This is a genomic window from Streptomyces sp. NPDC002671, assembly GCF_053592475.1.
Genome location: NZ_JBSFVU010000010.1, coordinates 260,611 through 274,240 on the forward strand (window position 1 = coordinate 260,611; position 13,630 = coordinate 274,240).

8 protein-coding genes are annotated in these 13,630 nt (G+C 70.9%); 2 read left to right on the plus strand and 6 right to left on the minus strand.

Going from position 1 to position 13,630, the window contains the following annotated elements; genetic code table 11:
• Positions 1–110: 110 nt before the first annotated feature.
• Positions 111–3,779: a beta-galactosidase gene (locus tag ACWD35_RS18260; RefSeq protein WP_451352265.1), complete on the plus strand. Its 3,669-nt coding sequence runs from the start codon at positions 111–113 to the stop codon at positions 3,777–3,779.
• A 297-nt stretch (positions 3,780–4,076) separates the two neighbouring features.
• On the opposite strand, the gene adh is transcribed toward ACWD35_RS18260, so the two are convergent.
• The 5 genes from adh to xylB form a co-directional block, all read right to left on the minus strand.
• Complete coding sequence (adh, locus tag ACWD35_RS18265; protein WP_451352266.1) at positions 4,077–5,600, minus strand: aldehyde dehydrogenase; 1,524 nt, start codon at positions 5,598–5,600, stop codon at positions 4,077–4,079.
• A 56-nt stretch (positions 5,601–5,656) separates the two neighbouring features.
• Complete coding sequence (locus ACWD35_RS18270; protein ID WP_451352267.1) at positions 5,657–6,964, minus strand: GAF domain-containing protein; 1,308 nt, start codon at positions 6,962–6,964, stop codon at positions 5,657–5,659.
• Between the two features lie 112 nt (positions 6,965–7,076).
• The gene (locus ACWD35_RS18275; RefSeq protein WP_451352268.1) at positions 7,077–7,682 is read right to left on the minus strand and encodes an N-acetylmuramoyl-L-alanine amidase; all 606 of its coding nucleotides are present in this window, start codon (positions 7,680–7,682) and stop codon (positions 7,077–7,079) included.
• Between the two features lie 453 nt (positions 7,683–8,135).
• Positions 8,136–9,344 (minus strand): ROK family protein, encoded by a 1,209-nt coding sequence (locus ACWD35_RS18280; protein ID WP_451352269.1) that lies wholly within the window; start codon positions 9,342–9,344, stop codon positions 8,136–8,138.
• Between the two features lie 28 nt (positions 9,345–9,372).
• Positions 9,373–10,833: a xylulokinase gene (gene xylB, locus ACWD35_RS18285; RefSeq protein ID WP_451352270.1), complete on the minus strand. Its 1,461-nt coding sequence runs from the start codon at positions 10,831–10,833 to the stop codon at positions 9,373–9,375.
• A 123-nt stretch (positions 10,834–10,956) separates the two neighbouring features.
• On the opposite strand from xylB, the gene xylA reads away from it, so the two are divergent.
• Positions 10,957–12,123, plus strand: coding sequence for a xylose isomerase (gene xylA, locus ACWD35_RS18290; protein ID WP_451352271.1), 1,167 nt, complete (start codon positions 10,957–10,959; stop codon positions 12,121–12,123).
• Positions 12,124–12,228: 105 nt separating this feature from the next.
• Here xylA and ACWD35_RS18295 read toward each other — a convergent pair whose 3' ends face one another.
• Positions 12,229–13,569 carry an esterase-like activity of phytase family protein gene (locus tag ACWD35_RS18295; protein ID WP_451352272.1) on the minus strand — a complete coding sequence of 447 codons (1,341 nt, stop codon included), beginning with the start codon at positions 13,567–13,569 and terminating at the stop codon, positions 12,229–12,231.
• Between the last annotated feature and the right edge of the window lie 61 nt (positions 13,570–13,630).

The window sequence follows — 13,630 nt, forward strand, 5'->3', positions numbered from 1 at the left end:
GGTGCATTCATTCCTCAGAAATAAACATGTTCCAACTGTTCTCCTCAAAGCTCAACGTTTCTAGACTCCTGGCTGTTCGCGCTCGCTCATCTCTGTGAGGAGTAACGTTCATGCCCTTCAGGCCGCACCGCAGACGCGGACGCGCAGCCGCCGTGGTCGCCCTCGCCGCCTGCACTCTCGCCGCCTCGGGACTGCTCGGCGCTCCGGCGCAGGCGGACGCCCCGGCGAAGGCAACACGTCCGGCCGTCTCATCGCCCGTGCCGGACATGTCGGAGCCGCACAAGGTCTCCTACGACGCACACTCCATGACCATCGACGGCAAGCCGCTGTACATCTGGTCCGGCGAGTTCCACTACTGGCGTCTGCCCAGCCCGGACGCCTGGCGCGATGTCCTGCAGAAGATGAAGGCGGGCGGCTACAACGCCACCTCCATCTACTTCGACTGGGGCTTCCACTCCGCCAAGCCGGGCTCGTACGACTTCACCGGGGTGCGCGATGTCGACCGCCTGCTCGACATAGCCGCCGAGGTGGGTATCTACGTCATCGCCAGGCCCGGCCCCTATATCAACGCCGAGACCGACGGCGGTGGCTTCCCCGGCTACCTCACCACGCAGAAGGGGAAGGCGCGCTCCACGGCACCGGACTACCTCAGGGCCGCCGACGAGTGGCTGTCCAGGATCGACCCGATCATCGCCCGCCACCAGCTCACCGAGGGCAAGGGGTCGGTGATCGCCTACCAGGTCGAGAACGAGTACTACGACGACAGCGAGGACGGGCACGCCTACATACGCCACCTCGTGGACCAGGCGCGCGCCCACCGCATCACGGTGCCGCTGACGGGCAATCACAACGGCACGTTCGCCCAGGAACTCGACATCGACGGCTCCGACTCCTACCCGCAGGGCTTCAACTGCTCCCGCCCCGACACCTGGCACAGGCTGCCGGACTTCTCGAGCGTCAAGAGACCGGACGAGCCCCTGTTCCTGGCCGAGTTCCAGGGCGGATCCTTCGACCCGTGGGGCGGCCCCGGCTACGACAAGTGCCGGGACCTGACGAACGGCGAGTTCGACAAGGCCGCGTACGAGAACAACATCGCCTCCGGTGCCACCATGCAGAACTTCTACATGGCATACGGCGGCACGTCCTGGGGCTGGCTGCCCTCGCCGGAGAACGTCTACAGCTCCTACGACTACGGCTCCCCGATCAGCGAGGACCGTCAGCTCACGGAGAAGTACCTGGTCAACAAGAGGCTCGGGTACTTCGTCCAGGCGGTGACCCCGCTCACGAACACCGAGCCGTACACCTCCGCCGCACCGGACAACACCGCGCTCTCACGGCGCGACCGGCGCAACCCCGACACCGGCACCACGTTCACGGTCGTCCGCCACAAGGACGTCAACGACAAGGCCAAGGACACCACGCACCTGGCCCTCGGCTCGTACCCTTCCGTGCCGCAGGAGCCGGGGACCGCGCTGACCATCGACGCCCGCGACACCAAGACGCTCGTCGCCGACTACGCGATGGACCACCAGCAGCTGCGCTACTCGACCTCCGAGATCATGACGCACGGCACCTTCGGAGACCGTGACGTGGCACTGCTCTACGGCCGTCACGGCGAGGACGGCGAGAGCGTGCTGCACTACGACGCACGCCCGGACGTCAAGGTCCTCAGCGGCTCCGTCGAGCAGCATTGGGACTCCGACAAGGCGGACCTGCGCCTGAACTACCGCCACGACGGGCTCGCCCAGGTCCTCGTCACCCCCGCGCACGGCACCCCGGTGCTGCTGCTCCTCGCCGACGACGCGACGGCCGACACGTACTGGCGGCTCGACACCCCCGAAGGTCCGGTGCTGGCCGCCGGGCCGGAGCTGCTGCGCACTGCCGACTACAAGGACGGCGTGCTCCGGCTGACCGGTGACACCGACAAGGCGGCGAAGCTGCGGGTGCTCACCGCAGCCCCGGCCACCTCGGTCACCTGGAACGGCAAGCCCGCCAGCGGAGCGCTGGATTCCACCGGTGCCGCCCTGGACGGGCCGAAGCCCGTCGAGCTGCCGCAGATCGGGAGCTGGAAGTTCCAGGAGGAGACGCCCGAGGCGCAGCCCGGCTTCGACGACGCCGCCTGGCGCGCCGCGGACGGACCCTCGCCGGCGGCCGACCACTACGGCTTCCACACCGGTTCCGTCTGGTACCGCGGCCACTTCACGGCCGCCGGCGACGAGAAGTCGGTGCGGCTGAACGTCTCCACCGGCCAGGCCGGTTCGTACCTCGTCTGGCTGGGTGGCCGCTTCCTGGGCAGCAGCCCTACCGGGGAGCACACCTTCACCATCCCGAGCGAGGTCCTGAAGCCCGGCAAGGACAACGTCCTGGCGGTGCTCGCCGCCGACATGGCGCACCATGAGGACTGGTCCGCCGACGATGCTCACAAGGAACCCCGGGGTCTGACCGCAGCCGCTCTGATCGGCTCCGAACGGCAGATCGGATGGCGTCTGCAGGGGGCACTCGGTGGCGAGGACCTCGCCGACCCGGTGCGCGGACCGCTCAACACGGGCGGCCTGTACGGGGAACGCCACGGCATGCACCTGCCCGGCTACCCCGACGCCGGCTGGCAGAACACGTCGCTGCCCCACACCGACGACACCGCGGGTGTCTCCTGGTACCGCACTCACGTCGACCTCGATCTGCCCGCCGGGCAGGACGTGCCGATGGGGCTGCGGATCGACGACGACACCAAGCGTCACTACCGCGCCATGATCTACGTCAACGGCTGGATGGCCGGGCTCTACATCAACGACCTCGGACCGCAGAAGTCCTTCCCGGTCCAGCCGGGAATGCTCAGGACGAACGGCCGTAACACCATCGCCGTCGCCGTGATCAACGAGGACGGCCAGGGCGGAGGACTCGGCACGATCTCCCTGGAGTCCTACGGCAACCACACCACGCCGCTGCGCTACAGAGATCTCGACTCCCCGTCCTACGCGCAGGTACCCCATCGCGACACCACGGCGAGCGCGGACGTCCTGATCACCGCGCCCGACACGCTCGCCCACGGCGACACCGGGAAGGTCACCGCCACGTTCACTCCGCGCGCTTCGGCGGCCCGTGACGCGACGTTCGCGCTGCACCTGCCGGAGGGATGGAAGGCAGACCCGGACGCTCCGCAGAAGCTGGGTACCGTGCCCGCGGGCCAGACAGTGACGCGAACCTGGGAAATCACCGCTCCCACCGAGGCCGGCACACCGTGGACGACGGCGTTCTCCGCCACCGCGTGGTACACCTCCCGCGGCCATGAGTCCTCGACGAGCGCACCCGCGACGGTCCTCACACCCCCCGCGCCGCCCAAGGCCGGGACGGACGAGGTGAGTTCGCTGGACTTCGATGCCGTCAACGGCTGGGGCCCGGTCGAGCGGAACACGTCGAACGGCGAGCAGGCGGCAGGCGACGGCAAGCCCATCGCCATCGCCGGCACGACGTACGACACCGGCCTCGGCGTGCACGCGGACAGCACGGTGACCGTCTACCTGGGCGGATCGTGCACCCGCTTCACCAGTATTGCCGGGGTGGACGACGAGATGAGGGGCGCCGGCAGCGTCGCCTTCTCCGTGCTGGCCGACGGCAAGGAACTGTTCACCACCGATGTCGTCAGGGGCCACCAGGCGGGAGTGCCCGTGGACGTGCACATCACCGGGGCGCGCGTGCTGGAGCTGCATGTCTCGAACGGCGGCGACGGCTACGGCGCCGACCACGCCGACTGGGCGCGGGCGAGGGTGACCTGCGGCTGAGCGTCTCCTGGCAGCCACAGTACGTCGGCCCTGGTGGGGGCGGTGCCGTTCGAAGTGTCGGGCGTAGTCGTGGAGGAGTTTCCCGGTGTACTGGTTCGCGCCCGTGCAGCATCCGTCCGTCGCTCCCAGCTCCGCGTGCTCGTTCTGCCGTTCCGACCTGGGCATCCGCTTCGCTCCGGGACTGTGCGCAACCGCATGGTCCAGACCGTCACCCGGGCGTACGCGCTGAAGTAACCCGGCCTGCCCACTGTTGAGGCGCCGCACGGGAACTCCCGTGCGGCGCCATTTCTTGCGTCTCTAGAAGAAGCCGAGCTTCTTCGGTGAGTACGACACCAGGAGGTTCTTCGTCTGCTGGTAGTGGTCCAGCATCATCCTGTGAGTCTCGCGGCCGATCCCGGACTGCTTGTAGCCGCCGAACGCCGCGTGCGCGGGGTAGGCGTGGTAGCAGTTGGTCCAGACGCGGCCCGCCTGGATGGCGCGGCCCGCGCGGTAGGCGGTGGTCGTGTCCCGGGTCCACACGCCCGCGCCGAGGCCGTACAGCGTGTCGTTGGCGATCTTGATCGCGTCGTCGAAGTTGTCGAAGGAGGTCACCGAGACGACCGGGCCGAAGATCTCCTCCTGGAAGATCCGCATGCGGTTGTCGCCCTCGAAGATGGTCGGCTGGACGTAGTAGCCGCCCTTCAACTCGCCGTCGTACTCGACGCGTTCACCGCCCGTCAGGACCTTCGCGCCCTCCTGGCGGCCGATGTCCAGGTAGGAAAGGATCTTCTCCAGCTGGTCGTTGGAGGCCTGCGCGCCGATCATCGTGTCGGTGTCGAGCGGGTGCCCCGGCTTGATCAGACGGGTGCGGGCGACCGCCGCCTCCAGGAACTCGGCGTAGTTGCCGCGCTGGATCAGCGCCCGGGACGGGCAGGTGCACACCTCGCCCTGGTTGAGCGCGAACATCGTGAAGCCTTCGAGGGCCTTGTCGCGGAAGTCGTCGTCGTGCGCCCACACGTCGTCGAAGAAGATGTTCGGGGACTTGCCGCCCAGTTCCAGCGTGACCGGCTTGATGTTCTCCGAGGCGTACTGCATGATCAGCCGCCCGGTCGTGGTCTCCCCGGTGAACGCGACCTTCGCCACCCGCGGGCTGGACGCCAGCGGCTTGCCCGCCTCCACACCGAAGCCGTTGACGATGTTCACCACGCCCGGCGGCAGCAGGTCCGCGATCAGGCTCATCCAGTAGTGGATGGACGCCGGCGTCTGTTCGGCGGGCTTGAGGATCACGGCGTTGCCCGCGGCCAGGGCGGGCGCCAGCTTCCAGGCCGCCATCAGGATCGGGAAGTTCCACGGGATGATCTGCGCGACGACCCCGAGCGGCTCATGGAAGTGGTACGCCACCGTGTCGTCGTCGATCTCGCTCAGCGACCCCTCCTGCGCCCGGATCGCCCCCGCGAAGTAGCGGAAGTGGTCGATCGCGAGCGGGATGTCGGCGGCCAGCGTCTCCCGTACCGGCTTGCCGTTCTCCCAGCTCTCGGCCACCGCGAGGGATTCGAGGTGCGCCTCCATCCGGTCCGCGATCTTCAGCAGGATGCCGGAGCGCTCCGTCACCGAGGTACGGCCCCACCCGGGGGCCGCCGCGTGCGCCGCGTCCAGTGCTCGCTCGACGTCCTCCGCGGTGCCGCGCGCGATCTCGGTGAACGGCTGCCCGTTGACCGGCGACGGATTCTCGAAGTACTGCCCGCGGACCGGCGGCACGTACTCGCCGCCGATGAAGTGGTCGTAGCGCGCCTGGTAGGAGACGATCGCGCCTTCCGTGCCGGGCGCCGCGTAACGGGTCATGCTGGTCTGCCTCCCGGTGAAGCGCTGCCCGCCGTTGGGCAGCTCCCGGCGCGAGGCTAGGCGAGCGGACGTTGCAAGTACGTTGCGCCACGCGTCCGCAGCGATTTCCGGCGGGCCGGTACGGTCAGTTCGGCCTCCAGCGCCGCCAGCCGGGTTCTGACCGGTGCCGTGGGCCGCACCGCCGCCAGCGCCCGCCACACCTCGACGTCGTCCTCGCCCCAGGGCGCGTGCGCCCAGTCCGCCAGCAGGTCCGGATCGCGGTGGGCGATCAGCGCCGCCCGCAGGCCGTCGGCGAGACTCCGTCGCAGCCGCACCACCGCCGGGGCCTCCGAACCCGGCAGCAGCGGTCCGCCGTACGCCTCGGCAGCCGCCGTGAGCGCGCCCACCTTCAGCCTCCGCTCCACCACGGTCGCGTCGCAGTCGACCGGGCCCGTCAGCCGGTACGGCCGCGAGGCGAGCAGCCCCGGCCCCAACAGTCGCCGCAGCCGGGCCAGTTCGGCGCGGAGCGTCACCGGCGTCACCGACTCCTCCGCGTACAGCGCGCACAGCAGCTCGTCGCCGGTCAGCCCCTCCGGATGACGGGTGAGGAGGACGAGGATCTCGCTGTGCCGGCGGCTGAGCCTGATCCGGCGTCCGTCCAGGCGCAGTTCCGCCTCGGCCCGGCCCAGCGCGCTCAGCAGCCGGCTGTCCTCGGCGGGGCGCGGCGGGGCGAGCAGCGCGAGCTGCGACTCGGCGGCCCGCGCCACCGCCTGCACGAACCCCAGGCTGTGCGGGTGCGCCAACCGGTCTCCGCCGGTGATGTCGACGGCTCCCAGAACCCGGCCGGTGCGCGGATCGTGCACCGGTGCCGCCGCACAGGTCCACGGCTGCACCCGGCGTATGAAGTGCTCCGCCGCGAACACCTGCACCGGTCGGTCCACGGCGACCGCCGTGCCCGGGGCGTTGGTGCCGACCGCGCTCTCCGCCCAGCGCGCCCCCGGCACGAAATTCATCCCGTCCGCCCGGCGCCGGGTCGCGGAGTGCCCCTCGACCCACAGCAGTCTGCCGTGCACGTCGCACATCGCGAGCAGATGCTCGCCATCGGATGCGAACGTGCCCATCAGCTCCCTGACCAGCGGCATCACCCGGGCCAGCGGGTGCTCCGCCCGGTAAGCGCCCAGGTCGCCGTCGGACAGCTCCACGTTCGCCGTGCCGTCCGGCCCGACCCCGGCCCGCGCGCTGCGCCGCCACGACTCCGCCACCACCGACCGCACCGGGCGCGGCACCGTGCCCACCGCGGTGAACGTCTCGCGCGCCCGGCGCAGCACCCGGACCCGCTCGGCTGGGTCGGCGCCCGGCTCCAGGGCCACCCACGGATCGGCCAACTCACCCTCCCCGGACGGTGAAACAACGCTGTCATGGCCGCGATACGGCGGTGACACGGCGGCCACCATCGTCACTCGCGGTGTTCGTGCGGACAAGCGGTCGGACGCTCGCCTAGGCGAAATTGACCAGTCTGATGTAGCGGACCCAGTCCCAGTTCGGGCCGGGATCCGTGTGGTCGGTGCCGGGCACCTGGTAGTGGCCGATGATGTGCTCCCTGTCTTTCGGGATCCCGTATTTGGCGCAGATCGCCGCGGTCAGCTTCGCGGACTGTTCGAAGAGGGCGTTGGTGAAGTAGGCGGGCTGGTCCACCCAGCCCTCGTGCTCGATGCCGATGCTGCGTGTGTTGTAGTCCCAGTTCCCGGCGTGCCAGGCGATGTCGGCCTCGCGCACACACTGTGCGACGTGACCGTCCGCCGAGCGGACCACATAGTGCGCGGACACCTGCTTCGCCGGATTCTGGAAGATGTCCAGCGTGTTGGTGTACGTCTCCTGCGTGACGTGGATGATCACCCGGTCGATGGCGTAATCGCCGGGGCGGCTGGACGCCGTGTAGTTGGAGGTGCTCGCCGGCTGCCATTCGGCCGGTGGGTAGTCCGCTGACTGGACCTGCGCACCGGCATGGGCCTCGGGAAGCAGCGCGTAGGGGACGGCGGCGAGGGCCGCGCCCTTCAGGAGCCGTCGTCGGCTCAGGTGGGGTCTTGCCCGGTCCTTGTCCATCGGCGGTGCCTTTCGGGAGGGATGGGGGTTGTCTCGGGTGGGTCAGGTGCGCAGGGCCCGCGCTGTCTCGCGCAGCAGGGTGTGCATGCCTCGGTCATGTCTCCCGCGCGGGCAGCCACGCACACGATGGCCAACGGTGATTCGACCGCCGGGGTTGCGAACTGGTACGCCTCCAGCGCAGTGAACCCCCATGCGGCCCCCGACAGGTCTCGGCCGAGTGTCACTCGACGTGTGCGATTCCCCTCGTTACCAGCGCACTTCACCGCCACGACGGTCCGGCGATCGCGCCTCGTGTGCATCACGGTACGGCGTGTGCGGGTCGGGCAGAAGGGTGAGCCGTGGTTGCGTGGACAAGCCGCGCACTGTGGAAAACTCGGCCACCCGATCGAGTGAGTCCCCTACGGCAACCGGCCGTTCGGGCCCACCGCGTTCAACGGCCTTGGCGCGTGCGCGTCAGGCTTGCTCCGCCACCGCCGCCGGGTCGTCCAGCACGGCCCGCACGACCGAGTGCGCCGCGCCGAGCAGTGGGCCTTCCGGGCCCAGCCGGGAGACCGACACCCGGCACGGCGGTCCTGCCGTACGGCCCGTCAACTCGGCCTCCAACGGCGGCAGAAGCCAGGGCGAGAGGCCGGCCAGCGCGCCACCGAGGACGACCGACTCCGGGTCGAGCAGATTGACCGCTCCGGTCAGGGCGATGCCGAGCGCCGTACCGGCGTCCCGCAGAGCTTCCCGGACAGCCTCGTCGCCCGCCTCGGCACGCTCCGCGAGCAGACCGACCAGATCCTCGCGAGGTGCGAGCCCAGCGGCACGCAGCACTGCCTCCTCACCGGCGTACTGCTCCAGGCACCCGCGTCCGCCGCACGGGCACGGCGGGCCGTCCGGGCGTACCGGCACATGGCCCAGCTCACCTGCGAAACCTCGCGTGCCGCGCAGCAGTTGCCCGTCCACCACGACCGCGGCACCGATGCCGATCTCGGCCGACACATGCAGGAAGTCGCGCGGGGTGCTCTCGTCGAGCCACAGCTCGGCCAGGGCGCCGAAGTTGGCCTCGTTGTCCACGGTCAGCGGCAGACCGTCCGGCAGCAGCGCGCCCAGGTCGGTGTCGTGCCAGTCGAGGTTCGGGGCGCGCACGACCGTGCGGCCGTCCCGCGCCACGAGCCCGGGCACGGCGACCGCGAGCCCGGCGGGCCACAGCCCCTCCCGCTCCGCCTCCGCGACGACCCGGCGCACCAGCGCCGTCAGCTCCTCGACGACCGGGCCGGGAGCGCGGCCTCGGTTGGCACCGTGCCGCACGGCCCGTGCGCGTACCGTGCCGCGCAGGTCGACCGCGCACACCGTGAGATGGTCGACGCCTACCTCCGCGCCGATCCCGGCCGGGCCACGCCCGCTCACCGCGAGCGCCGACCCGGGACGGCCCACCCGGCCCGGCCGCTCGGGCCCCAGCTCCTCCAGCAGCCCCCAGCGGATCAGCTCGTCCACCAGGGTCGACACCGCGGCGCGCGTCAGCCCGATGCGCGAGGCGACCGCGGCCCGCGAGAGCGAACCCTCGGCACTGACGGCGTGCATCACCCGGGCGAGGTTGCGCCGGCGCATGCCCTGCTGGGTGTCCGGCAGGGCGCGGCCGGCACCCGACGGCCGGGTCTGGTGCAGCGGTGCGGTCATGCCTCCGTCAATCCTCGGTGTCCGCCGCTCAGCTCTGTGTGCGCGGCTGGGGATTCGTGCCCCGCTCCAGCAGCGGGGCCGCGTCGGAGAGTACCCCGGTGATCCGGGCCAGCGTCTCCTCGTCCCGCTCCACCGCCTCCAGCACCGGGCCCGCGGCCGTCTTCCAGCGCCGGGCCACCGCCGCGGGATCCTCGCCGGTCAGCAGGCCCGCCGCCTGCGCCGCGGCACCGAGGGCGACCAGCTCCCGGGTCTCCGGTACCTGCACCGGCCGCCCCGACAGCCGCCGCACGGTCTCCTGCCAGGCCCTGCCACGGGCTCCGCCGCCGATCAACAGCAGCGGGGTGCTGCGGTCCGCGTCCGCGTCGAGGACCAGGTCGAGGGCGCCGAGCAGCGAGTGCACCGCGCCGTCGTAGGCGGCCTGCAGCAGCTGACCGGCAGTGGTGTCGTGGCGCAGCCCGTGCAGCAGACCGGAGGCGTTCGGCAGGTTCGGCGTGCGCTCGCCGTCCAGGTACGGCAGCAGGGTGACGGAGGTGCCGGGCTCGACGGCCTCGCGGTCCAGGCCCAGCAGAGCCGCCACCCGGTCGACGGCGAGCGTGCAGTTGAGGGTGCAGGCCAGCGGCAGCCAGTCCCGGTGCGCGTCGGCGAAGCCCGCCACCGTGCCCGTCGGGTCGGCCGGACGGTGCTTCGAGACGGCATAGACGGTGCCCGAGGTGCCGAGGCTGAGCACCGGAGTGCCCGGCCGCAGGCCGAGTCCCAGGGCCGCCGCCGCGTTGTCGCCGGTGCCGGGCGCCACCAGGGTGCCCTTGGAGAACGGCAGATCGTGGCTGTCGCGCACCGTGCCCGCCACCTCGCCGGGCCGCACCACCCGCGGCAGCAGCGCCGGATCGAGCCCGATGTGCGCGAGGATCTCCGCGTCGTACGACTCCGTCGCGGAGGCCCACCAGCCGGTGCCGGAGACGTCGCCGCGGTCCGTCGTGCCCTGCCCGGTAAGGCGTTCGGTGAGGTAGTCGTGGGGGAGCCGCACCGCCTTGGTCGCGCGGACCGCCTCCGGCTCGTGCTCGGCCAGCCAGGCCCACTTGGTCGCCGTGAACGACGCCCCGGGCACACTGCCGGTCCGCTCCGCCCAGGCCTTCGGGCCGCCCAGCTCCTCGACCAGACGGCGGGCCTGGGGTGCCGAACGGACGTCGTTCCACAGCAGCGCCGGCCGCACCGGCTCGCCGTGCTCGTCCAGGGTGACCAGACCGTGCTGCTGGCCGCCGACCGACACCGCCGCCGCCTCGTGCGCCGCGTCGCCGCACTGGCGCAGCGCTTCGCACAGCGCGTTCCACCACTGACGCGGATCGCTCTCCCGGCCGGCCCCCGTGGACACGGTGTGCGGCGCCTGGCCGCTCGCCACGACCTGCCCCGTGGAGGCGTCGACAACCAGCACCTTCGTGGACTGCGTGGACGAGTCCACACCGACGACGAGCGGACCCTCGGCTGCTGACATCGGGCTCTCCCTCTCACAGACACGTTGCCGTCAAGGACACCTTCTCTCTTCCCAGAGGTGCGTCCGCATACTAATTTGTAAACGGCCATGACGAAATAGTCGTACGCAGCAAGGAGCCGCGGCATGAGCTACCAGCCCACCCCCGAGGACAGGTTCACCTTCGGCCTGTGGACCGTCGGCTGGCAGGGAAGGGACCCCTTCGGCGACGCCACCCGCCGCGCCCTCGACCCGGTCGAGACGGTGCGCCGTCTGGCCGAGCTGGGCGCCTACGGCGTGACCTTCCACGACGACGACCTGATCCCCTTCGGCTCCTCGGACACCGAGCGAGAGTCCCACGTCAAGCGCTTCCGCCAGGCCCTCGACGCGACCGGTATGACCGTCCCCATGGCCACCACCAACCTCTTCACGCACCCCGTCTTCAAGGACGGCGCGTTCACCGCCAACGACCGCGACGTGCGCCGCTACGCCCTGCGCAAGACGATCCGCAACATCGACCTCGCGGTCGAACTGGGCGCGAAGACCTACGTCGCCTGGGGCGGACGCGAGGGCGCGGAATCAGGCGCTGCCAAGGACGTGCGCGTCGCCCTCGACCGCATGAAGGAGGCCTTCGACCTGCTCGGCGAGTACGTCACCGCCCAGGGCTACGACCTCCGCTTCGCCATCGAGCCGAAGCCGAACGAGCCGCGCGGCGACATCCTGCTGCCCACCGTCGGCCACGCGCTCGCCTTCATCGAGCGCCTGGAGCGGCCGGAGCTGTACGGCGTCAACCCCGAGGTGGGTCACGAACAGATGGCCGGGCTGAACTTCCCGCACGGCATCGCGCAGGCCCTGTGGGCGGGCAAGCTCTTCCACATCGACCTCAACGGCCAGTCCGGCATCAAGTACGACCAGGACCTGCGGTTCGGCGCCGGCGATCTGCGGGCGGCGTTCTGGCTGGTCGACCTTCTGGAGAGCGCCGGTTACGAGGGTCCGCGCCACTTCGACTTCAAGCCGCCGCGGACCGAGGACCTGGACGGTGTGTGGGCGTCGGCGGCGGGATGTATGCGCAACTACCTGATCCTGAAGGAGCGTTCGGCCGCCTTCCGCGCCGACCCGGAGGTCCGGGAGGCGCTGCGCGCCGCAGGCCTGGACCAGCTCGCCCTGCCGACGGCGGCCGACGGCCTGCAGGCCCTGCTGGCCGACCGCACGGCGTTCGAGGACTTCGACGTGGAGGCGGCCGGCGCGCGCGGGAAGGGCTTCGAACGACTCGACCAGCTGGCCATGGATCATCTGCTGGGAGCGCGGGGCTGAGTGTCCCCCGCGCGCGTGGGAGAGCGGCTCGGGCATGGACCCATGCCGCTCTCCTCGGCTCTCAGACAAGCCGGAACAATCGCCCTGACGGGCGGTTTCACGGGTTCACAGGTCCTCAGGCAGCCGGACGTACACCAGCGTCGTCTTGATGCCGCTGTCCACCAGCCGGCCCTGGGCGTCGAACGCGCCCGGGCCGTCGGTCATCCCGAAGTCGTTGTCATTGATGACAGCCAGCGTGTCGTCGTCCACGCGCGCGACCCCCTCGATCTTCCCCGGCACCCCTTCCACCTGGCCCAGGTCGACGACGAGCCGCTTGGCCAGTACGGGGACGCCCGCGGCGGCCGGGTCGTCCAGCTGCTCCAGCGACGGCGAGGTCGTGTCGTCGTCCCAGGGGCCGCCGAGGATGCCGGCGCCGCGTCCCAGGCGTACAAGCTGCAGCCGAGCCGTCTTGTCGGTGCGCTCCTCCACCAGCAGCCGGTCGCCGCCCACGGCCACCACGGACGAGATCTTCAGCTCCGAGGTGTCGTTCGTGCTCGGGTCGACCACGTTCACCGGGTCGAACCGGTAGGCGTACTCGGCGGTGACGGCCCTCTCCTTCGGCGAGAAGCGAAGGAGACGCGTGTTGCGCGAGGTGTCCCCGGCGCCCGCGTCCGGCAGCGAGAGCGGGCTCTGCAGCGCCATCACCAGATCGCCGCCGGGAAGCTGCGCCAGCCCCTCGAAGCCGCGATTGGTCTTGCGGTGCAGCATGACCGACGGCAGGGCCTCCACCACCGGGTAGTCGGCACCGGTGAGGTTCAGGCCCTTGGGCACATAGCGGGTGAGCACCGTCCCGCGCGCGGAGACGTGAACGAGCGAGGGACCGTACTCGTCCACGAGCCAGAACGTCCCGTCCTCGGCGCGCACGATGCCCTCGGTGTCCAGGCCGTTCGGGTTGTACGAGAGCGCCGTCCCGGCGTCGTACGTGTACGGTGCCTCGTCACGGCCCTTCTGGTCGGGCAGCCCGGTGACCGCCTTACCGGAGGACGTGGTCAGAGGGAGCGCGTCGATGACCTGGACGCTGTCCCCGCAGACCCGGATCTTCACGATCGCCGGATCGAATCCGGGCACCGGGAACGTCCGGCGCTTCTTGCCGTCCACCTTGATCTGCCCGTTGGGCCCGCGGTCGGTCACCGTCCAGTACTCGCCCTTGCGGCCGGCCGGGTAGATGTCGCTGCCGATGCCGCCGAGGTCGATCCCGTGGTCGTCGTCCACGCTGCCCGGCAGCAGCGCGTTGCTGAAGGCACCGAGCGGGATGTCACCGAGGGTCGCGGTGCGGACGACACGGGCGTCCTCGGACGGTGCCGCCGCGGCCGTTCCCGCCACCACGAGGGCGGCGGCCAGGGCGAGCGGCAGGCCCGTGGCGACGGAACGGTGGACACGGCGTCGGCCGGTGACGTGCGAGGGCATCGGGGCTCCTGGGACCAAGTTCGCTGACTGCGCACACATTTGGGCCCCAGGAGGAATGCTG